The sequence below is a fragment of the Micromonospora sp. ANENR4 genome (assembly GCF_015354395.1).
Classification (GTDB): Bacteria; Actinomycetota; Actinomycetes; order Mycobacteriales; family Micromonosporaceae; genus Micromonospora; species Micromonospora aurantiaca.
Genome location: NZ_JADKYQ010000012.1, coordinates 22377 through 44432, shown reverse-complemented (window position 1 = coordinate 44432; position 22056 = coordinate 22377). Strand labels below are relative to the sequence as shown.

Genomic DNA, 22056 nt, shown 5'->3' with positions numbered 1-22056 from the left:
GGACGTGAATAGTGTGATTTTGGCCAACCACCGAGGTCAGGGAAGGACGAGCAGGGGACAACGATGACGCTCTCTCCTTACGCACCCATCATCGGGCTGTTCGCCCTCGCTGCGGCGTTCGCGCTGTTCTCCGTGGCCGCTGCCCGACTCGCCGGCCCGCGGCGTCTGAACAAGGCCAAGCTCGAGGCGTACGAGTGTGGCATCGAGCCGAGCCCGCAGCCGGTCGGCGGCGGCCGGTTCCCGATCAAGTTCTACCTGACGGCGATGCTCTTCATCGTCTTCGACATCGAGATCATCTTCCTCTACCCCTGGGCGGTCTCCTTCGACGCCCTGCCGATCTTCGGCTTCGTGGAGATGGTCCTGTTCATCGTCGCGGTCTTCGTCGCGTACGCCTATGTGTGGCGTCGCGGCGGCCTGGACTGGGACTGAGGAGGTAGCAGATGGGCATCGAGGAGAAGCTCCCCTCCGGCGTCCTGCTCACCAGCGTCGAGAAGCTGGTCAACTGGACGCGGAAGACCTCGGTCTGGGGCGCCACGTTCGGTCTGGCCTGCTGCGCCATCGAGATGATGGCGGCGGGCGGCCCGCACTACGACATGGGCCGCTGGGGCATGGAGGTCTTCCGCGCCTCGCCCCGCCAGGCGGACCTGATGATCGTGGCCGGCCGGGTGAGCCAGAAGATGGCACCGGTCCTGCGCCAGATCTACGACCAGATGGCCGAGCCCCGCTGGGTCATCTCGATGGGCGTCTGCGCCAGCAGCGGTGGCATGTTCAACAACTACGCCATCGTGCAGGGCGTCGACCACGTCGTCCCGGTCGACATGTACCTCCCCGGCTGCCCGCCCCGGCCGGAGATGCTCATCGACGCGGTGCTCAAGCTGCGCGAGAAGATCATGCACGAGCCGCTGGGCCCGAACGGCCGCAAGATGCTGGAGGCCCGCCAGGCGCGCGGCGACGTGCCGGTGGTGCCGTACGGCTCGATGCCCTCGTCGTACCGCAGCGACAAGGCTCGCCGTGCCGAGTGGACGAAGGCGGTCCGCGAGGGGCGTGAGGAGCAGCTGCGGATCGAGAACTGGATGAAGGCGCAGAACCACCTTCAGGCGTCGCATAGGGGCCCGAAATGAGTGACGACAAGAACAACGACGGCGGGGTGCCGGTACCCACCACCCCGGTCGGTGCCAGCTCCACCGCCCCGGCGGAGTACCCGCCGGCCAGCCCGGCCGGCCGGGGCATGTTCGGCAATCAGGGCACCGGTGACGTCTCCGGTTACGGCGGCCTGGTCCGCCCGCGTAAGCCCATCGAGGAGGCGGCCCGGCCGTACGGGAGCTACTTCGACGAGGTGCGGGACGCGCTGGAGGAGGCGTATCCGGACTTCGGCGACGCGATCGAGAAGGTCGTGGTCGACCGAGGCGAGCTGACCCTGCACGTCCGCCCGGAGCGGATCGCCGAGGTCTGCCAGGTGATGCGCGACGACCTCGCGCTGCGCTTCGAGCTGCTCTCGTCGGTGTCCGGTGTGGACTACCTGGGCGCGCAGGAGCGCCGCCTGCACGTGGTCTACCAGCTGACCTCGATGACCTACCGCCGCAGCGTCCGGCTGGAGGTGGCGGTCTCCGTCGAGGAGCCGCACGTCCCGAGCGTCACCGCCGTCTACCCGACCGCCGACTGGCAGGAGCGGGAGACGTACGACATGTTCGGCGTCGTCTTCGACGGCCACCCCGCCCTGACCCGGATCCTCATGCCGGACGACTGGGAGGGGCACCCGCAGCGCAAGGACTACCCGCTGGGCGGCGTCCCCGTCGAGTACAAGGGTGCGGAGATCCCGCCGCCGGACCGTAGGAGGTCGTACCAATGACCACGTCGAACTACGCGACCGAGCGCGAGACGACCGAGGGCAAGGTCTTCACCGTCACCGGCGGGGACTGGGACGAGGTCGTCTCCGGCACGGACCCGATCAACGACGAGCGGATCGTCGTCAACATGGGTCCGCAGCACCCGTCCACCCACGGCGTGCTCCGGCTGGTCCTGGAGCTGGAGGGCGAGACGGTCCGCGAGGCCCGCTCGGTCATCGGCTACCTGCACACCGGCATCGAGAAGAACCTGGAGTACCGCAACTGGGTCCAGGGTTCGACGTTCGTGACCCGGATGGACTACCTCTCGCCGCTGTTCAACGAGACGGCGTACGCGCTCGCGGTGGAGAAGCTGCTCGGCATCACCGACGACATCACCGAGCGGGCCACCACCATCCGCGTGCTGATGATGGAGCTCAACCGCGTCTCGTCGCACCTGGTCTGGCTGGCGACCACCGCCATGGAGCTGGGCGCGATCAACATGATGCTGTACGGCTTCCGCGAGCGGGAGTACGTCCTCGACATCTTCGAGACCATCACCGGCCTGCGGATGAACCACGCGTACGTGCGGCCGGGCGGTGTGGCGCAGGACGTGCCGGACGACGCGATCCGCAAGATCCGCGACTTCCTCCAGCTCATGCCGAAGCGGCTCAAGGAGTACGAGAACCTGCTCTCCGGCCAGCCGATCTGGCTGGAGCGTACGCAACACGTCGCGGTGCTCGACGTGACCGCCTGCATGGCGCTCGGCGTCACCGGCCCGGTGCTGCGGTCCGCGGGTCTCGCCTGGGACCTGCGCAAGACGATGCCGTACTGCGGGTACGAGACGTACGAGTTCGACGTGCCGACGCACACCGACGGTGACGTGTGGGGCCGCTACCTGGTGCGGGTGGCGGAGATCCGCGAGTCGCTGAAGCTGATCGAGCAGGCACTGGACCGCCTGAAGCCCGGCCCGGTGATGGTGTCCGACAAGAAGATCGCCTGGCCGGCGCAGCTGGCCATCGGCGTGGACGGCATGGGCAACTCGCTGGAGCACGTCGCCAAGATCATGGGTCAGTCGATGGAGTCGCTGATCCACCACTTCAAGCTCGTCACCGAGGGCTTCCGGGTTCCGCCGGGCCAGGTGTACGTCGGCATCGAGTCGCCCCGCGGCGAGCTGGGCGTGCACGCGGTGTCCGACGGCGGCACCCGGCCCTACCGGGTGCACTACCGGGAGCCGAGCTTCGTCAACCTCCAGGCCCTGCCGGCGATGGCCGAGGGCGGCCTGATCGCCGACGTGATCGCCGGCGGCGCCTCGCTGGACCCCGTGATGGGTGGTTGTGACCGATGAGCTTTACCGAAACGACTCGCGCCCGGGCCCGGGAGATCATCGCCCGGTACCCGGCGGACCGGTCCCGCTCGGCGCTGCTGCCGCTGCTGCACCTGGTCCAGTCCGAGGAGGGCTACGTCTCCCCGGCCGGTGTCGAGTTCTGCGCCGAGGTGCTCGGGCTCAACAAGGCCCAGGTCGGCGCCGTCGCCACCTTCTACACCATGTACAAGCGCAAGCCCACCGGTGACTACTTGGTCAGCGTCTGCACAAACACCATGTGCGACGTGCTCGGCGGGCAGAAGGTCTACGACACCCTGGCCGAGCACCTCGGCGTCGGGCACGAGGAGACCACCGCCGACGGGAAGATCACTCTGGAGCACGCCGAGTGCCTGGCGGCGTGCGACTACGGCCCGGTGATGACAGTCAACTACGACTTCTTCGACAACGTGGAGCCGCAGGGCGCGGTCGACGTGGTCGAGGAGCTGCGCGCCGGTGGCCGGCCGATGCCGACCCGTGGGGCGCGGCTGTGCACGCTCAAGGAGATGGCGGTCCAGCTCGCCGGTTTCGCCGACGAGCGCGACGGCGCGGTGGCCGACGGCGGGCCGGGCGAGCCGAGCCTGCGCGGTCTGCGCCTGGCCGAGCAGCACGGCGTCTCGGTACCGGGCTTCGACCCGAAGACCCCGATCCGCAGCAAGGCCGAGGCCGACCGGGCCGCCGCCGAGGCGAAGGCGAAGGCCGAGGCCGCCAAGCCGGCCCCCGCGCCCGAGCCGGCCGAGCCGAAGACGGCCTCCGGCAGCACCGCGCCGGACGTGAAGGCACCGGACGCCAAGTCGCCGCAGGTGCGTACCGCCGAGACCCGGCAGCCGGACGCGAGCACTCCGGTGCCGGACGCCCCCGGCACCAAGGTCCCGGTGGACGGACCGGCACCGGCGCCGCGCGACGCGCGGGCGGCGGAGGCGGCCGGCGTGGCGGCGAACCCGCCGGCCGGTGACGGCAAGCCCGCCGGCGACGCGGCCGGCGCGCAGGAGCGCAACCTCAAGGAAGCGGAGTCCGGTACGGGCGCGGACGGCGCCGACCCGGCGGACGCGAACGGATCGGGGGTCCGCAAGTGACCACTCCTCGGCCGGAGACGCTGGCCAAGCTCACGCCGGTGCTCACCAAGCGCTGGCTCTCGCCGGACGCGTGGCGGCTCGGCACCTACGAGAAGCTGGACGGCTACGCCGCCCTGCGCAAGGCGCTCAACGCGCACCCGGACGACCTGATCCAGCTGGTCAAGGACTCCGGACTGCGTGGCCGGGGCGGCGCAGGCTTCCCGACCGGTCTCAAGTGGGGCTTCATCCCGCAGGGCGACGGGAAGCCGCACTACCTGGTGGTGAACGCCGACGAGGGCGAGCCGGGCACCTGCAAGGACCTGCCGCTGATGACCCACGACCCGCACTCGCTGGTCGAGGGCGTCATCATCGCCTCGTACGCGATCCGGGCCAACCGGGCGTACATCTACATCCGCGGTGAGGCGGTGCACGCCGCCCGCCGGCTGCGCAGCGCCGTCGACGAGGCGTACGCCAAGGGTTACCTCGGCCGGAACATCCTCGGCTCGGGCTTCGACCTGGACCTGGTGGTGCACTCCGGCGCCGGGGCGTACATCTGCGGTGAGGAGACCGCGTTGCTGGACTCGCTGGAGGGCTTCCGCGGCCAGCCCCGGCTGCGTCCGCCGTTCCCGGCGACCCACGGCCTGTACGCCAGCCCGACCGTCGTCAACAACGTCGGCACCATCGCCAGCGTGCCGTACATCGTGCTCGGTGGCGCGGACTGGTGGAAGACGATGGGCACGGAGAAGTCGTCCGGCCCGATGATCTACTCGCTGTCCGGCCGGATCGCCGAACCGGGCCAGTACGAGTGCTCGATGGGGATCACGCTGCGCGAGCTGATTGAGCTGGCCGGCGGCATGAAGCCCGGGCACAACCTGAAGTTCTGGACCCCGGGTGGCTCGTCGACGCCGCTGCTGACCGCCGAGCACCTGGACGTGCCGCTGGACTTCGAGGGGGTGGCGGGGGCCGGCTCGATCCTGGGCACCACCGCCACGCAGATCTTCTCCGACCAGGACTGCCCGGTGTACGCGACCTACCGGTGGCTGGAGTTCTACCACCACGAGTCGTGCGGCAAGTGCACCCCCTGCCGGGAGGGCAACTACTGGATGGTCCGGGTCTACCGGCGCATCCTGTCCGGCCAGGGCACCCACGAGGACCTGGACACCCTGCTCGACACCTGTGACAACATCCTCGGCCGTTCGTTCTGCGGTCTGGGTGACGGCGCGACCAGCTCGGTGACCTCGTCGCTGAAGTACTTCAAGCAGGACTACCTCGACTACATCGAGGGACGTACCGCGCCGAAGCTCTCCGACAAGCAGCTGGTGGGAGCCCACTAATGACCGACGTAGCCAAGCAGACCGAGACCGTCACGCTGACCATCGACGGCGTCGAGGTCACCGCGCCCAAGGGCGCGCTGCTGATCCGCGTCGCCGAGCAGCTCGGCACCGAGATCCCGCGCTTCTGCGACCACCCGCTGCTGGCCCCGGCCGGTGCCTGCCGGCAGTGCCTGGTGGAGGTGGAGGGCCAGCGCAAGCCGGTCGCCTCCTGCACCCAGACCGTCGCCGACGGCATGGTGGTGCGGACGCAGCTCACCTCCCCGGTCGCCAAGAAGGCCCAGGAGGGGGTGATGGAGCTGCTGCTCCTCAACCACCCGCTGGACTGCCCGATGTGCGACAAGGGCGGCGAGTGCCCGCTGCAGAACCAGGCGATGTCCACCGGCCGGACGGACTCGCGGTTCCACGAGCACAAGCGGGAGTACCCGAAGCCGCTGCCGATCAGCACCCAGGTGCTGCTCGACCGTGAGCGCTGCGTGCTCTGCCAGCGGTGCACCCGGTTCTCCGAGGAGATCGCCGGGGACAAGTTCATCGACCTGATGGGACGCTCCTCGCACGAGGAGATCAACATCTACCGGGACGACGCGTACGGCGAGGAGGGCGACGAGGGGGACGTTCCCTTCAACTCGTACTTCTCCGGCAACACCGTGCAGATCTGCCCGGTGGGCGCGCTGACCGGCGCCCAGTACCGGTTCCGGGCCCGCCCGTTCGACCTGGTCTCCACGCCCAGCGTCTGCGAGCACTGCTCGGCCGGCTGCGCCCAGCGCACCGACTGGCGGCGCGGCAAGGTGCTGCGCCGGCTGGCCGGCGACGACCCGGCGGTGAACGAGGAGTGGAACTGCGACAAGGGCCGCTGGGGCTTCCAGTACACCCGCGCGTTCGACCGGATCAGCACCCCGATGGTGCGCGACGAGAAGACCGGTGAGCTGCGCGAGGCGTCCTGGAGCGAGGCGCTCACCCGGGCCGCCGAGGGGCTGCGCGCGGCCCGCGACGGCGCGACCGGCACGGCGGTGCTGACCGGCGGCCGGCTGACGGTCGAGGACGCCTACGCGTACGCGAAGTTCGCCCGCATCGCGCTGCACACGAACGACATCGACTTCCGGGCCCGCCCGGTCTCCCGCGAGGAGGCCGACTTCCTGGCCAGCAGCGTCGCCGGGGTCACCGACGTGACCTACACGGACGTGGAGAACGCGCCCGCCGTGGTGCTCGTCGGCCTGGAGCCGGAGGAGGAGTGCCCGATCCTCTTCCTGCGGCTGCGTAAGGCGTACCTGAAGAAGAAGCTCACTGTGTACGCGCTCGCGCCGTTCGCCACGCGCGGCCTGGAGAAGCTCGGGGCCAAGCTGGCTCGGGTGGTGCCCGGCGAGGAGGCCGGCGTGCTGGCCGAGCACGCCACGGTGGCCGAGGCGCTGGGTCAGCCCGGCGCGATCCTCATCGTCGGCGAGCGCCTGGCCGAGGTGCCGGGCGGCCTGTCGGCGGCGGCGGACGTCGCCCGGCGTACCGGTGCCCGGCTGGTCTGGGTGCCGCGGCGCGCGGGTGACCGCGGCGCTGTCGACGCGGGCTGCCTGCCCAACCTGCTCCCCGGCGGCCGGGTCGTCACCGAGCCGGCCGCGCGTGCGGAGCTGGGCGAGGCGTGGGACATCCCGGCCGGGGTGATCCCCAGCCAGGCCGGCCGCGACACCGACGGCATCCTCACCGCCGCGGCGAACGGCCAGATCGGCGCCCTGGTGGTGGCCGGCGTCGACCCGGCCGACCTGGCCGACCCGCGCCTGGCCGAGTCCGCACTGGACGCGGTGCCGTTCCTGGTCAGCCTGGAACTGCGGATGAGCGCGGTGTCCCGCCGCGCCGACGTGGTCCTGCCGGTCGCGCCGGTGGTCGAGAAGGCCGGCAGCTTCCTGGACTGGGAGGGCCGGCTGCGCACGTTCGAGAAGGTGCTGGACACCGGCGCGATGACCGACGCCCGCATCCTCGACGCGCTCGCCGCGCAGCTCGACGTGCGGCTGGGTACCGGTGACGTGCCGAGCATCCGGCGCGAGCTGGGCGCGCTGCCGCGCACCCGGGTCGAGCGTCCGTCGGCACCCTCGGTCGAGCCGGCCGCCGTTCGGCAGCCCGGACCGGGCGAGGCGGTGCTCGCCACCTGGCACCAGCTGATCGACCTGGGCAGCCTCACCGACGGCGACGAGCACCTCGCCGGCACCGCCCGCCCGCCGGTGGTCCGGCTCGGCAAGGGCACCGCCGAGGCGCTGGGTGTCGCCGACGGTGACCCGGTCACGGTGGGCACCGACCGCGGCGCGATCACGCTGCCGGCGGCGATCACCGAGATGCCCGACGGCGTCGTCTGGCTGCCGACCAACTCACCCGGCTCCACCGTGCGGCGCGGCCTCGGCGCGACGTCCGGCGACGTGGTGAGCGTCTCCGCAGTCGGGAACGAAAGGTGGGTGCAGTGAACCCCGTCATCCTCGCGGCGCAGGACCCGACGCTTGCCGACTTCGGCAAGGACCCGTGGTGGCTGGTCCTCGGCAAGATCCTGTTCGCGTTCGTCGTCGCCGTGGCGGCCACGCTGCTCGGCGTCTGGTTCGAGCGCCGGGTCGTCGGCCGCATGGCGGTGCGGCCCGGCCCCAACCAGGCCGGCCCGTTCGGTCTGCTCCAGACGCTCGCCGACGGCGTGAAGCTGGCCTTCAAGGAGGACATCCTCCCGCGCAAGGCCGACAAGGTCGTCTACTTCTTCGCCCCGGTGATCTCCGTGGTCTGCGCGGTCACCGCGCTGTCGGTGATCCCGTTCGGGCCGATGGTGAGCATCTTCGGGCACCGGACGCCGCTGCAGGTCACCGACGTGTCGGTGGCGGTGCTGGTGGTGCTGGCCTTCTCCTCGCTCGCCGTGTACGGCATCGTGCTCGGCGGCTGGGCCAGCGGCTCCACCTACCCGCTGCTCGGCGGTCTGCGCTCGGCGGCCCAGCTGGTCTCGTACGAGGTCACCATGGGCCTGAGCGTGGTCGCGGTGTTCATGACCGCGGGCACCATGTCGACGAGCGGGATCGTCGCCGCGCAGGGCGACGGCACCCGGCTGAGCATCGGCGGCTTCGACCTCGCCGCGCCCGGCTGGTACGCGATCCTGCTGCTGCCCAGCTTCATCATGTTCTTCATCGCCATCGTCGGTGAGACGAACCGGGCACCGTTCGACCTGCCCGAGGCGGAGTCGGAGCTGGTGGCCGGCTTCCAGACCGAGTACAGCTCGCTGAAGTTCGCGCTGTTCATGCTCAGCGAGTACGTCGCGATGGTGACCATGTCGGCGTTCACCGTGACGCTGTTCCTCGGCGGCTGGCACGCCCCGTGGCCGATCACCATCTGGTCGGGCGCCAACGACGGCTGGTGGCCGATGCTGTGGTTCTTCGGCAAGGTCATCCTGCTGGTGTTCGTCTTCGTCTGGCTCCGCGGCACGCTGCCCCGGCTCCGGTACGACCAGTTCATGCGGTTCGGCTGGAAGGTGCTGCTGCCGCTGAACCTGGTCTGGATCATGGTGCTCGCCGGGCTGCGCTCGATCGAGGACTGGCAGACCCGGGACCGGCTGCTCGTCACCGCCGTCGGCGCGGGCGTGCTGCTGCTGGCCACGCTCTTCTGGCCGTCGCGGAAGAAGGAGCCGAAGCCGTCGCTGCAGGAGCAGGCGGACACCCGGCCGTACGGCAGCTTCCCGCTGCCGCCGATGGATCTTCAGGTTCCGCCGAGCCCGCGTACCAAGCGCGTGCTCGCCGAGCGGGAGCCGGCCAACGTGGTCGCCGGCCCGGACTCCAGGGAGGTGTGACGTGGGCGCGATCACCGGAACGTTCAAGGGCTTCGGTGTCACCTTCTCGCACATGTTCAAGAAGGTCGTCACCACCGACTACCCGTTCAAGCCGCCGGTCTCGGCGCCGCGCTACCACGGGCGGCACATCCTCAACCGGCACCCGGACGGGCTGGAGAAGTGCATCGGCTGCGAGCTGTGCGCCTGGGCCTGCCCGGCCGACGCGATCTACGTGGAGGGCGGCGACAACACCGAGGAGCAGCGCTTCTCCCCGGGTGAGCGGTACGCCAGCACCTACCAGATCAACTACGCCCGGTGCATCTTCTGCGGGCTCTGCATCGAGGCCTGCCCGACCCGTTCGCTCACCATGAGCAACGAGTACGAGCTGGCCCGGGACAACCGGCAGGACCTGATCTTCACCAAGGAGCAGCTGCTCGCGCCGCTGCTCGAAGGCATGGAGCAGCCGCCGCACCCGATGCGGCTGGGCGACAGCGAGAAGGACTACTACGTCGGCGCGCTCACCAACCCGGGCACCTCGGCCGGCGCCGAGCGCTCGCCGATGGGCCCCGGCCGGTACCAGGTGGAGGAGCACCCGGGCGTGACCTTCCCCGGCGCCGAGCAGGCGGAGCAGCGGTCCGCCGCCGCGGCGGGCAAGGGAGGCAAGGCATGACCTCGGCAACGGTGCTCGCCGCAGCCGGCCAGGTGTCCGGGGGTGAGGAGGTCACCTTCTGGATCCTCGCCCCGCTGGCCCTGCTCGGCGCGGTCGGCATGGTGTGGGCCCGCAACGCGGTCCACTCCGCGCTCTGGCTGGTGCTGACCATGCTCTGCCTGGGCGTGTTCTACGTGCTCCAGGCCGGGCCGTTCATCGGCATGGTGCAGATCATCGTCTACACCGGCGCGATCATGATGCTGTTCCTGTTCGTGCTGATGCTCGTCGGCCGGGACGCGTCCGACTCGCTCATCGAGACGCTGCGCGGCCAGCGGGTCGCCGCCGTGGTCCTCGGGCTCGGCTTCGCCGGTCTGGTGGGCACCGGCCTCTACCGGGCGCTCGACGGAGTCCAGGCGGTCGGGCTCGACGAGGCCAACGGTGAGGGCAACGTGCAGGGCATCGCCCGGCTGCTGTTCACCAAGTACGTCTTCGCCTTCGAGCTGACCTCGGCGCTGCTGATCACCGCCGCCGTCGGCGCGATGGTGCTGGCACACGTGGAGCGGCGCAAGGCGGACCGGATGGACCAGATCGCCACCATGAAGGCGCGGTTCCGCCCCGGCAACTACCCCGGACCGAAGCCCGGCCCGGGTGTCTACGCCACGTCCTCCTCGGTGGCCACCCCGGCCCGTCTGCCCGACGGCCGGCTGACCGACCGCAGCATCCCGGAGATCATGCCGGTGCGTGAGCTGACGGCCGAGGAGACCGCACCGAAGGGGACTGATCGGTGAGCGCGAGGAGTGCAGCGAAGCGGAGCCCCGCAGTCGCGAACGAAAGGCTGGCACGGTGACCCCGGACTACTACCTCATCCTCGCGGCGGTGCTGTTCACCATCGGCGCCGTGGGCGTGCTGGTCCGGCGCAACGCGATCGTGCTGTTCATGTGCATCGAGCTGATGCTCAACGCGGCCAACCTGACCCTGGTCACGTTCAGCCGGATCAACGGCGACCTGAACGGCCAGATCATGGCGTTCTTCGTGATGGTGGTCGCGGCGGCCGAGGTCGTGGTCGGGCTCGCGATCATCATGGCGATCTTCCGGACCCGGCGCTCGGCCAGCGTCGACGACGCCAACCTGCTGAAGTACTGAGGGGCTCGTGGTGGAACAGATTCTGACGATCGCCCAGTCTGAGCCAGCCGAAGCCGTCACCTTCGCCACGGCGGACGGGATGCTGGGCAGTGTCTGGCTGCTGGTGGCGATCCCGCTGGTCAGCGCGGCGATCCTGCTGCTGCTCGGCAAGCGGGCCGACCGCTGGGGCCACTGGCTGGGCGTGGGCGCCATCGGCGCCGCGTTCGTGCTCGGGCTCACCTACTTCCTCCAGCTTCGCGGTCTGGAGAACAAGCAGGTCGAGCTGAGCCTCTGGGACTTCATGGCGGTCGGCAACCTGAAGGTGGACTTCGGTCTGCTCTTCGACCCGCTGGCCGCGGTCTTCGTCCTGCTGATCACCGGGGTGGGCTTCCTGATCCACCTCTACGCCGTGGAGTACATGGCGCACGACGCGGGCCGGCGGCTGTTCTTCGCGTACTTCAACCTGTTCGTCGCCGCCATGCTCCTGCTGGTGCTCGGCAACAACTACGTGATGCTCTACTTCGGCTGGGAGGGCGTCGGTCTGGCGTCGTACCTGCTGATCTCCTTCTGGTACGGCCGGCCCAGCGCGGCCACCGCCGGCAAGAAGGCGTTCCTGATGAACCGGGTCGGCGACGCCGGACTGGCCATCGGCATCTTCATCATGTTCGCCGTGCTCGGCACCACCCAGTACGACGAGGTGTTCAACGGGGTCGGCTCGATGACCTCGACCACCGTGCTGGTGCTCGGCCTGCTGCTCCTGCTCGGCGCGGCCGGCAAGTCCGGTCAGTTCCCGCTCCAGGCGTGGTTGCCGGACGCGATGGAGGGCCCGACCCCGGTGTCCGCGCTCATCCACGCGGCCACCATGGTCACCGCAGGCGTCTACCTGATCGCCCGCTCCAACGCGATCTTCTCGGCCAACGAGACGCTCCAGCTCGTGGTGGTCAGCGTCGGCGCGCTCACACTGCTGATGGGCTGCATCATCGGCGCGGCCAAGGACGACATCAAGCGCGTGCTGGCCTGGTCGACGGTGAGCCAGATCGGCTACATGTTCCTCGGCGTCGGTCTCGGCGGCGGCGCGTACGCGCTGGCCATCGTGCACCTGCTGGCACACGGCTTCTTCAAGGCCAACATGTTCCTCGGCGCCGGCTCGGTCATGCACGGCATGAGCGACCAGGTGGACATCCGCCGCTTCGGCGGGCTGTCCAAGTACATGAAGGTCACCTGGCTGACGTTCATGATGGGCTGGCTCGCCATCATCGGCATGTTCCCGTTCTCCGGCTACTTCTCCAAGGAGCCGATCATCGTGGCCGCGTTCGAGCGGGAGGGCTGGACGGCCTGGCTGTTCGGCATGGCCGCGCTGCTCGGCGCCGGGCTCACCGCGTTCTACATGACGCGGCTGTTCGTGCTGACGTTCCACGGCCCGAAGCGCTGGACCGAGGACATCGAGCACCCGCACGAGTCGCCGAAGCTGATGACCATCCCGCTGATCCTGCTGGCGGTCGGCTCGGTCGGCGCGGGCTTCCTGCTCGCCACCTCCGTGCCGGACTGGCTCACCGCCACAAACGGGCTCGCCGCCGAGAGCGGGGAGCACGCGCCGGTGCTGGCGCACTGGCTGCTCACCGCGCTGTCGCTGCTGCTCACCGTGCTGGGCGCCGGGCTGGCCTGGTTCCTGTTCCGCTCCGGTACGGCCACCGAGCCGCAGCCGGCCGGCGTGGTGGTCACCGCCGCCCGCCGGAACCTCTACACGGACGCCTTCAACGAGGCGGTCTTCGAGAAGCCGGGCATCTTCCTCACCCGGGCGCTGGTGTTCCTCGACAACCGGGGCGTGGACGGGCTGGTCAACGGCCTGGCCGCCGCCGTGGGCGGGGGCTCGGGCCGGCTCCGGCGGCTCCAGACCGGCTTCGTGCGGTCGTACGCGACCTCGATCCTGACCGGCGCGCTGCTCGTGGTCGCGGCGTTCCTGGCGGTGCAGGCGGGGTGGCTGGCGTGATCGACCTCAACGCGGCCGCCCCCGCCGGCGGGCCACGCAGTCACGACGGAGGTAAGGCCGAATAATGTCCAACTTCCCGTTCCTCTCGGTGCTGACCGTGGCGCCGCTGGTCGGCGCCCTGGTGGTGGCACTGCTGCCCCGCAGCCGCCCGGACCTGGCCAAGCTGGTCGCGTTCGGCTGGTCGCTGCTGGTGCTGGTGCTGTCGGTGGTGATGTGGTTCGCCTTCTCCGCCGGTGGTGACCGGTTCCAGTTCCGCGAGTCGTACCCGTGGATCCCGAACTGGGGCGTGAACTTCACCTTCGAGGTGGACGGCATCGCGCTGGTCATGCTGATGCTGATCGCGATCCTGGTGCCGCTGGTGATCCTGGCGTCCTGGCACGACGCCGAGGCGTCCAAGCGCTCGGTGCCCGCGTACTTCGCGCTGCTCCTCGTCCTCGAGTGCACGATGATCGGCGTCTTCGCCGCCGCCGACGTCTTCCTGTTCTACGTGTTCTTCGAGGTCATGCTGGTGCCGATGTACTTCCTGATCGGCAGCTACGGCGGCCACCAGCGGCAGTACGCGGCGGTGAAGTTCTTCCTCTACTCGCTGGTCGGCGGTCTGTTCATGCTGGCCGCGGTGATCGGCCTCTGGGTGGTCGGCGGGAAGACCTTCGACTGGCAGGCGCTGAGCCAGGCCGAGTTCGCCACCGACACGGCCCGCTGGCTGTTCCTCGGCTTCTTCGTGGCCTTCGCGATCAAGGCGCCGTTCTTCCCGTTCCACACCTGGCTGCCGGACGCCGGTGGCGCGGCCCCGGCCGGCGCCGCCGCGCTGCTCGTCGGCGTGCTGGACAAGGTCGGCACGTTCGGCATCCTCCGCTACTGCCTTCCGCTGTTCCCGGAGGCGTCGCGCTGGTTCGCGCCGTGGGCGCTGGCGCTCGGCGTCATCGGCATCATCTACGCCGCGCTGCTGGCGGTCGGCCAGAACGACCTGAAGCGGCTGGTGTCGTACACCTCGATCGCGCACTTCGGGTTCATCGGCGTCGGCATCTTCGCGTTCACCACCCAGGCCGGCACCGGTGCGGTGCTCTACATGCTCAACCACGGCCTGGCCACTGGCCTGCTGTTCCTCGTGGTCGGCATGCTGATCGCCCGGCGCGGCTCGGCGCTGATCAGCGACTTCGGCGGCGCGGGCAAGCTGGTGCCGGTACTCGCCGGTGTGCTCTTCTTCGCCGGTCTGGCCTCGCTGGCGCTACCCGGTACCGCGCCGTTCGTCTCCGAGTTCCTGGTGCTGATCGGCACGTTCACCGTCAACAAGCCGGTCGCGGTGATCGCCACGCTCGGCATCATCCTGGCGGCGGCGTACGTGCTGTGGATGGTGCAGCGCACCACGCAGGGCACGCTGAACCCGGCGCTGACCGAGGTCGAGGGCATGCGCCGTGACCTCACCCTGCGCGAGAAGGTGGTCGTCGCGCCGCTGATCGCGCTGATCGTGCTGCTCGGCTTCTATCCGAAGCCGGTCACCGACGTCATCAACCCCGCCGTCCAGGCGACCATGCAGGACGTCGGCAAGTCCGACCCCGCCCCTGAGGTCGGCAGCGTCCAGGAGGCCGCAAAATGACCGAGCTCAAGCTGCCGTCGATCGACTACGCGGCGCTCGCTCCGATCCTGATCATGCTGGGCGCGGCGCTGCTCGGGGTCCTGGTCGAGGCGTTCGTGCCGCGCCGCCTGCGTAACGCGGTGCAACTCGGGCTCGCCCTGGTGGCGATGCTCGCCGCGATCGTCATGGTGATCCTGAACGCCGACGACCGGCTGATCACCATCGGCGGCGCCATCGCGATCGACGGCCCGACGCTGTTCCTGCAGGGCGCCATCCTGGTGCTCGCGGTGATGGCGCTGCTGCTCGTCGGCGAGCGCACGGTGGAGCGGGGCGGCGCGTTCGTGGCGCACGCCGCAGTCACCGCCGAGTCGGCCGAGGACCGGCGACAGGCCGAGGGCGTCGGCGGTGCCACCGAGGTCTACCCGCTGATGTCGTTCGCGATCGGCGGCATGCTGATCTTCGTGGCGGCGAACGACCTGCTGACCATGTTCGTCGCGCTGGAGGTCTTCTCGCTGCCGCTCTACCTGCTCTGCGCGCTGGCCCGCCGCCGGCGTCTGCTGAGCCAGGAGGCGGCGCTGAAGTACTTCATGCTCGGCGCGTACGCCTCGGCGTTCTTCCTGTTCGGTGTCGCCCTGATCTACGGCTTCACCTCCGGGATCCCGGGCCGCGCGGCCGGCGTCGACTTCGCCACCGTGCACGCCGCGGTCACCGACTCCCCGTCCAGCCCGGTGCTGTTGTTCGCCGGCATGGCGCTGCTCGCCATCGGCCTGCTGTTCAAGGCCGCCGCCGCGCCGTTCCACGTCTGGACGCCGGATGTCTACCAGGGCGCGCCGACCCCGGTCACCGGCTTCATGGCGGCCTGCACCAAGGTCGCCGCGTTCGGTGCGCTGCTGCGCGTCTTCCACGTGGCGTTCGCCGGGGCCTCCTGGGACTTCACCCCGGTGCTCGGCGCGATCGCGGTGCTGACCATGCTGGTCGGCGCGGTACTGGCGGTCACCCAGACCGACATCAAGCGCCTGCTGGCGTACTCGTCGATCGCGAACGCCGGTTACCTGCTCGTCGGTGTGCTGGCACCGAGCCGTGAAGGGCTCTCCGGCACCATGTTCTACCTGGCCGCGTACGGCTTCTCGGTGCTCGCCGCGTTCGCCGTGGTGACGCTGGTGCGCGACGCCGACGGGGAGGCCACCCACCTGTCCCGCTGGGCCGGGCTGGGCCGCCGCTCGCCGTTCTTCGCGGCGATCTTCACGTTCATCCTGCTGGCCTTCGCCGGTATCCCGCTGACCAGCGGCTTCACCAGCAAGTTCGCGGTCTTCGGCCCGGCCCTGGAGGCGAACCAGGCGTGGCTGGTGATCGCGGGCGTGCTGACCAGCATGGTGCTGGCCTTCCCGTACCTGCGGGTCGTGGTGATGATGTGGCTCTCCGAGCCGGGCGAGTCCACCCCGACGGTGACCGTGCCGGGGGCGCTCACCTCGGCCGCGCTGGTCATCGGCGTGCTCGCCACGCTGGTCCTCGGCGTGGTGCCCGGTCCGCTGCTCGACCTGACCACCGGCGCCGCCGAATTCGTCAGATGACAGAGGTGTTCCCACCGGGGGCCGGTACGCCGTGGCGTACCGGCCCGCGGCCCGTATCCCCGTCGACGAGCAGGTCGAACGGGTGTGGCATGGTTGAGGACGTGGCGAACCCGGCTGGCGAGCGTTCAGGTCAGTTCGGCGCGCTCGGCCTGCACCTCGCCGACCCGCGCGTCGAAGCCTCCGTGCTGGGTGTGCTCGACCGGGTCGAGACGAGCCTGCGGGCGAGCGTGGCGAGCGCCGATCCGCTGGTGACCGAGGCGTCCCGGCACCTGGTCGAGGCCGGCGGCAAGCGGTTCCGTCCGCTGCTGGTGGCGCTTGGTGCGCAGTTCGGCGCCCCGGAGGCCGACCAGGTCGTCCCCGCCGCCGTGGTGATGGAGCTCACCCACCTGGCGACGCTCTACCACGACGACGTGATGGACGAGGCCGCCGTTCGGCGTGGCGCCCCGAGCGCCAACTCCCGCTGGACCAACTCGGTCGCCATCCTGGTCGGCGACTACCTCTTCGCCCGGGCCGCGGACATCGCCGCCGACCTGGGCCCCGAGGCGGTACGCCTGCAGGCGCGCACGTTCGCCCGGCTGGTGCACGGCCAGATCGCCGAGACGGTCGGCCCGCGCGACACCGACCCGGTCGCGCACTACCTACACGTGATCGCCGAGAAGACCGGCTCGCTGATCGCCACCTCGGCGCGCTTCGGCGGCATGTTCGGCGGCGCGGCGCCCGCGCACGTCGAGGCCCTGGCCGCGTACGGCGAGATCATCGGCGTCGCGTTCCAGCTCTCCGACGACCTGCTGGACATCGCCAGCGAGTCGGTCCAGTCCGGCAAGACGCCCGGCACCGACCTGCGCGAGGGCGTACCCACCCTGCCGGTGCTCTACGCGATGGCCTCCGACGACGCGGACGCGGCGAGCGTACGGCTGCGCGAGATCCTGGCCACCGGCCCGCTGGTGGACGACGCGCTGCACGCCGAGGCGCTGGGCCTGCTGCGGGAGTCGCCGGCGCTCAAGCGTGCCCGGGAGACGGTGCGCAGCTACGCCGAGGACGCACGCGCCCGGCTGGCTCCGCTGCCCGAGGGTCCGGCGCGTCGCGCGCTGGAGTCCCTCTGCGACTACATCGCCGACCGCACCAGCTGACCGATCCACCCCTCCCCGCACCCGCCCACCGCCCCGTCGCGCCCCGTGCGCTCCGTCGCGCTCCGTGCGCTCCGTCGATCATGAAGTTGACGGGCTCGGGGACGCGGCGTGTCGCGCCGCCAACTTCATGATCGACGCGACTGGGCCGGGCCGGGCCGGGCGGGGTGGGGGTCAGGCGGGAGTGGGGGTGGGGCGCAGGAGGCGGGCGCCGAGCAGCATCAGGACGGCGGCCAGGAGCATCGCCGTGGCCGCCGTCAGCCACATCGCCGGGTAGCCCGCCGCGCCTGCCAGCGCGCCCAGGCCGAGCGGACCGAGGCAGCCGCCCGCGTACACGCCGGTCTGGGTGATCGAGGTGGCGGCGGCCGGGGCCTGCGGGTGGAGCCGGACCACGGCGAAGTTCATCAGCCCCGGCCAGGCCCAGCCGAGACCGAAGCCGAGCACCACGCCCGCTACCAGCGGCGCCGAGCCGGCCACCGCGAGCAGGATCAGGCCGACCGAGCCGGTCAGCAGCATCCCGGCGATCAGCCCGACGTGCCCGCTGGTTCGCCGGTCGGCCAGCCAGCCGACGCCGACCCGGGCGAGCACGCACACCACGCTGCCCAGCGTCAGTGTCAGGCCGGCCAGGCCGGGCGAGAGGCCCCGCGCCGCCGCCGAGTCGACCAGGAACGTGCCGAGGGCGTTCGCCGCGGCGGCCGCCAGCGTCGCGGCCAGCCCGATCACCACGAGCGGGCCGGTGCCGCCCGGACGGCGACCGGAGGCGGTGCGGGCCCGCCGATCCCCTCCGGCGCGGGGTACGGCCGGCAGCACGGCGAGCGCGGCCACCGCGGCGGCCACGAAGGCCCAGCGCCAGCCGGCGGTGAGCGCGACAGTGGGCACCGCCAGACCGGCCAGCAGCGTGGCGGCCGGTACGGCGGCCTGCTTCACGCCGAACGACAGGCCCTGCCGGTGGGCGGGTACGTGCTCGGCCAGCGCGGCGTTGCTGGCGAGCTGCCCGAGGGCGTTTGCGGCGGCGCTGAGGGCCAGCAGGGCCACCAGGACCGGGTACGACCGGGCCAGCCCCGCCACCGCCAGCAGTGAGGCGGCGGAGAGCAGGATGGCGGCCCGGGCGACCGGAGCCGAACCGAAGCGCTCGACCAGGGCGCCGGAGGGCACCGAGGCGAGCGCGCTCACCCCGAAGTAGATCGAGACGGCCAGGCCCAGCCCGGCCGGGCTGAAGCGGAGTTCGTCAGCGAGCTGGACGGCGAGACCACCGACCAGGAAGACGGGCAGGACGCACACGATCGTGGTGAGGGTGGCGCCGGCGCCGACCGTGACGGCGTGCCGGGACGCCGGAGGGGCGGCTCGCGAAACTGTTTCAGTCATCGCGAGCACACCTTACGCCCGGACGTTTTGGCTGCTCATCGTGTCCGTCGACACACTGTCTGTGTCCGGTCTTCTGGCATCCTCCATCCGAACAGGCATTTCGCACTCGGCCGGTTTTTCATATGGTGTAAGTCCCCGGCGGCGGAGGTGGTTGTGCGCGACCCCTTGGCGGAACCTTCGGACCTGATCCGCAGCGTGTCCCGCGCGCTTCGAGTGCTCGAGTCGGTCGGCCGTGCGCCGAGAGGGCTCACCGTGAAGCAGATCGCCCGGCGCTGCGAGCTGACCGTCGCCACCACGTACCACCTGGTGCGCACGCTCGCGTACGAGGGCTACGTGATCCGGCGCGAGGACGGGACGTACATCGTGGGGTTGGAGGTGGCCGACCGCTACCGCGAGCTGGTCACCGCGTTCCGGGGGCCGCCGGCGGTCGGTGAGGCGCTGCGCCGCGCGGCGTCGGACACCGGCTGGAGCCACTACCTCGGCCGTTTCGTCGGCGGGCAGGTGGCGGTGACCGCGTCCGCCGAGGGGCCGCGCTCGCCCTACATGGAAGACCTGGTGCCGGGCTTCGACGAGGGCGCGCACGCCACCGCGCTGGGCAAGAGCCTGCTCGCCACGCTCACCACCGAACAGCGCTTCCGCTACCTGCGCGAGTACGGCATGCGCCCGTTCACCACGGCCACCCTCACCACGGTCGAGGCGTTCGAGGCGGACCTGGCCGCCGGTGACCGGCGCGGCATGCAGCTGGAGCTGGGGCAGTTCCGGCAGGGCGTGGCGTGCGCCGCGGTGCTCGTCAACCCGGACAAGGACATCGAGCGCCGGGTGGTGCTGGCGTGCGCGCTGCCCGCGGGCGAGATGATGACCTCGGCCCGGGTGGTCCGCGCCAAGCTGCTCACCGCCGCGCGCGCCATCGCCGACGGCATCGCCACCGAGAACTGACCCGCCGCGCGGGCCGATCGCCTGCGGATCGCCTCAGAGCACTGACGAGGGGCCGCCGACCTGGTGGGTCGGCGGCCCCTCGCGGGGCGGTCCAGCGCCGGACCGCCCCCGGGGTGGGTCAGCTACCGACCGGGCCGCCGTCGAGGCGCCAGGTGACCACTACGCCGGGCTTGGCGAAGTCGCCGTCCGGCCAGGTGGAGGCGGGGTTCTCCACCGACGCGCCGGTGACCTCGCCCGGGTGCTGCACCGCCACGAACACCGAACGGTTGTCGCCGGTGATGAACGGGCCGCAGGTCTCCGCGCCGAGCGGCACGGTGAGGAACTGCTTCAGGTGGCCCCGCTCCGGGCCCTCGACGGCGGTGGCGAACAGGCCGTCGTTGCTGCCCAACGCGTTGCCGTCGGTCGAGATCCACAGGTTGCCGGTGGCGTCGAAGGCGACGTTGTCCGGGCAGGAGATCGGCGAGACCTTGGTCTTGTCGTACCCGGCGAAGTAGGTGGAGGCGTCGGCCGGGTCGCCGCAGACGATCGGCAGGGACCAGGCGAAGGTCTCCGCGGTGTTGTCGCCGCGGTCCTCGACCAGCTCCAGGATCTGCCCGTGCCGGTTGCTGTTGCGCGGGTTCGCCTCGTCGGCGGGCGCCTTGCCGGCCTTGCCCCGGTCGCTGTTGTTCGTCAGCGCCACGTAGACCTTGCCGGTGAGCAGGCTCGGCTCGACGTCCTCGGGGCGGTCCATCTTGGTGGCGCCGACCTTGTCCCCGGCCAGCCGGGTGAAGGTGAGCACGTCCGCGGCGGTCATGCCGTCGACGTACGAGCGGTTGCCGCTGACCAGCTTGATCCAGCGGCCCCGGCCGCCGAACCCGCCGTCGGCCGGGAGCTTGCCGGAACCGTCGATCTCGGCGGCCGGGCTGCCGCCCTCGATCTTCGCCACGTAGAGCGTGCCCGACTCCAGCAGCGTCAGGTTGTGCCGCCGGGCCACCGAGGACTTCCCCGGCATGAACTTCTTGTCCGAGACGAACTTGTAGAGGTAGTCGAAACGCTCGTCGTCGCCCATGTACGCGACCACCCGGCCGTTGCGCGCCACGATGACGTTCGCGCCCTCGTGCTTGAACCGGCCCAGCGCGGTGTGCTTGCGCGGCTTGGCCTGCGGGTCGAACGGGTCGATCTCGACGACCCAGCCGAACCGGTTCGCCTCGTTGGGGTGCTCAGCCAGGTCGAAGCGCTCGTCCGCCCGCTCCCACTTGCGGCTGCCGCTCGGGTAACGCACGTCGGTCGGGATGCCGTACCGGGCCAGCTTCGGCTTCTGCTCGTCCGGCACGCCGTCGCCGCCGACGAAGTACTGGTTGAAGTTCTCCTCGCCGGAGAGCACGGTGCCCCACGGGGTGACGCCACCGGCGCAGTTGTTGAGCGTGCCGATCACGGTCCGGCCCTTCGGGTCGGCGGCGGTACGCAGCCACGCCGAGCCGGCCGCCGGACCGGTCAGCTCGAACTTGGTGGCGAGCGCGGTGACCCGGCGGTTGTACTCGCGCCGGCCGCGCCGTACCGGCCGCCACTGCCCGGTGTTCTCCACCCGCTCCAGCTCGACCACGGACATGCCGTGCGCGGCCATCGCCACCCGTACCTGCTCCACCGTGAGCGCGTCCTGGCTGGTGAAGCCGGGGAACATCAGATCCTCGTTCGTGTACTCGTGGTTCACCACGAGCAGCGCGCGCCGACGGTCGATCGGCAGTACCCCGACGAAGTCGTTGTTGTAGCCGAACTGCTTGGACTGGGCGGCGGCGGTCTGCCGATCCAGGCTGAAGGCGGGCGCACCGGGCACGACCTCGTCGCCCCAGCGGATCACCACGGAGTGGTCGTACCCGTTGGGGACGACGAGGGTGTCGAGCTTGTTCGGCGGGATCGGCTTGAAGGTCAGCTTGCCGTTGCCCGCCCCGGCGGGAGGCACCGGGCCGCCGGCGGGCACGGGCGGGGCGGTGGGTGCCGCGGCGGCCGGTGCCGCGCCGGCGAGTGCGCCCGTGGCGGCGCTGGCGAAGCCGAGCACCAGCGCGCCGACCGCGCCGGCCCGGACCACGCCGCGCCGGGAGATCTCGGTGCCGACCACATCCCCGAAGTACGGGTTGTCGGTCGGGTTCGGCACCGGGTGGTCGCACGCGTTGCCGCACCGGTACAGACAGGTCATCGCGTCGCGGCTGCCGTGGCGGGTGCCGCCCAGCAGCGGAAGCAGGCGAGGCCGGTCGCTCATGAGGTGGAGCCTCCTGATCTCAACGTCGGAAGGCGCGCGGGTGATCGGCTCGCGCGCTCACCCGCCGGACGCTGCCAGGGCGCGGTGAGCGGGGATCGGCCCGGACCTGAACCGGACGTGAACAGCTCCGCGTTGAC

The 22056-nt window shown here is 70.9% G+C and carries 18 protein-coding genes; 16 read left to right on the top strand and 2 right to left on the bottom strand.

All coding sequences use genetic code 11. The features are described from left to right. The first annotated feature begins 63 nt into the window (after positions 1-63). The 15 genes from IRY44_RS21370 (at position 64) to IRY44_RS21300 (ending at position 17385) form a co-directional block, all read left to right on the top strand. Positions 64-429, top strand: a complete 366-nt coding sequence (locus tag IRY44_RS21370) for an NADH-quinone oxidoreductase subunit A (protein ID WP_013283601.1) — start codon at positions 64-66, stop codon at positions 427-429. Between the two features lie 11 nt (positions 430-440). Then, positions 441-1121, top strand: coding sequence for an NADH-quinone oxidoreductase subunit B family protein (locus IRY44_RS21365; RefSeq protein WP_013283602.1), 681 nt, complete (start codon positions 441-443; stop codon positions 1119-1121). Next, positions 1118-1849: an NADH-quinone oxidoreductase subunit C gene (locus IRY44_RS21360; RefSeq protein ID WP_194802038.1), complete on the top strand. Its 732-nt coding sequence runs from the start codon at positions 1118-1120 to the stop codon at positions 1847-1849. The genes IRY44_RS21365 and IRY44_RS21360 overlap by 4 nt, the downstream gene beginning before the upstream one ends. Next, positions 1846-3171 (top strand): NADH-quinone oxidoreductase subunit D, encoded by a 1326-nt coding sequence (locus IRY44_RS21355; protein WP_013283604.1) that lies wholly within the window; start codon positions 1846-1848, stop codon positions 3169-3171. Before IRY44_RS21360 ends, IRY44_RS21355 begins: the two co-directional genes overlap by 4 nt. Continuing rightward, positions 3168-4262 (top strand): NADH-quinone oxidoreductase subunit NuoE, encoded by a 1095-nt coding sequence (gene nuoE, locus IRY44_RS21350; protein ID WP_194802037.1) that lies wholly within the window; start codon positions 3168-3170, stop codon positions 4260-4262. Before IRY44_RS21355 ends, nuoE begins: the two co-directional genes overlap by 4 nt. After that, the gene (gene nuoF, locus IRY44_RS21345) at positions 4259-5575 is read left to right on the top strand and encodes an NADH-quinone oxidoreductase subunit NuoF (RefSeq protein WP_194802036.1); all 1317 of its coding nucleotides are present in this window, start codon (positions 4259-4261) and stop codon (positions 5573-5575) included. Before nuoE ends, nuoF begins: the two co-directional genes overlap by 4 nt. Then, positions 5575-8016 (top strand): NADH-quinone oxidoreductase subunit G, encoded by a 2442-nt coding sequence (locus IRY44_RS21340; RefSeq protein ID WP_194802035.1) that lies wholly within the window; start codon positions 5575-5577, stop codon positions 8014-8016. The genes nuoF and IRY44_RS21340 overlap by 1 nt, the downstream gene beginning before the upstream one ends. Then, entirely contained in the window at positions 8013-9368 is a 1356-nt protein-coding gene (gene nuoH, locus IRY44_RS21335; RefSeq protein ID WP_194802034.1) for an NADH-quinone oxidoreductase subunit NuoH, read from the top strand. The genes IRY44_RS21340 and nuoH overlap by 4 nt, the downstream gene beginning before the upstream one ends. Before the next feature lies 1 nt (position 9369). Continuing rightward, positions 9370-10017: an NADH-quinone oxidoreductase subunit NuoI gene (gene nuoI / locus IRY44_RS21330; protein WP_013283609.1), complete on the top strand. Its 648-nt coding sequence runs from the start codon at positions 9370-9372 to the stop codon at positions 10015-10017. Then, on the top strand, positions 10014-10784 hold the full coding sequence (locus IRY44_RS21325; protein WP_194802033.1) for an NADH-quinone oxidoreductase subunit J: 771 nt from the start codon (positions 10014-10016) through the stop codon (positions 10782-10784). The genes nuoI and IRY44_RS21325 overlap by 4 nt, the downstream gene beginning before the upstream one ends. Positions 10785-10839: 55 nt before the next feature. After that, positions 10840-11139, top strand: a complete 300-nt coding sequence (gene nuoK / locus IRY44_RS21320) for an NADH-quinone oxidoreductase subunit NuoK (RefSeq protein WP_013283611.1) — start codon at positions 10840-10842, stop codon at positions 11137-11139. A gap of 7 nt (positions 11140-11146) precedes the next feature. Continuing rightward, positions 11147-13108: an NADH-quinone oxidoreductase subunit L gene (gene nuoL, locus IRY44_RS21315; protein ID WP_194802032.1), complete on the top strand. Its 1962-nt coding sequence runs from the start codon at positions 11147-11149 to the stop codon at positions 13106-13108. A gap of 64 nt (positions 13109-13172) precedes the next feature. Then, positions 13173-14705: an NADH-quinone oxidoreductase subunit M gene (locus IRY44_RS21310; protein ID WP_013473559.1), complete on the top strand. Its 1533-nt coding sequence runs from the start codon at positions 13173-13175 to the stop codon at positions 14703-14705. After that, positions 14702-16255 (top strand): NADH-quinone oxidoreductase subunit NuoN, encoded by a 1554-nt coding sequence (gene nuoN, locus IRY44_RS21305; RefSeq protein ID WP_194802031.1) that lies wholly within the window; start codon positions 14702-14704, stop codon positions 16253-16255. Before IRY44_RS21310 ends, nuoN begins: the two co-directional genes overlap by 4 nt. Positions 16256-16344: 89 nt before the next feature. Continuing rightward, positions 16345-17385, top strand: coding sequence for a polyprenyl synthetase family protein (locus tag IRY44_RS21300; RefSeq protein ID WP_194802030.1), 1041 nt, complete (start codon positions 16345-16347; stop codon positions 17383-17385). Between the two features lie 171 nt (positions 17386-17556). On the opposite strand, the gene IRY44_RS21295 is transcribed toward IRY44_RS21300, so the two are convergent. Continuing rightward, a complete protein-coding gene (locus IRY44_RS21295) occupies positions 17557-18747 on the bottom strand; it encodes an MFS transporter (protein WP_194802029.1) in 1191 nt (396 codons plus the stop codon). Positions 18748-18900: 153 nt separating this feature from the next. Here IRY44_RS21295 and IRY44_RS21290 point away from each other — a divergent pair, with 153 nt between their 5' ends. Continuing rightward, a complete protein-coding gene (locus IRY44_RS21290) occupies positions 18901-19683 on the top strand; it encodes a helix-turn-helix domain-containing protein (protein ID WP_194802028.1) in 783 nt (260 codons plus the stop codon). A gap of 118 nt (positions 19684-19801) precedes the next feature. On the opposite strand, the gene IRY44_RS21285 is transcribed toward IRY44_RS21290, so the two are convergent. After that, the gene (locus IRY44_RS21285) at positions 19802-21919 is read right to left on the bottom strand and encodes a PhoX family phosphatase (RefSeq protein WP_194802027.1); all 2118 of its coding nucleotides are present in this window, start codon (positions 21917-21919) and stop codon (positions 19802-19804) included. Positions 21920-22056: the final 137 nt, after the last annotated feature.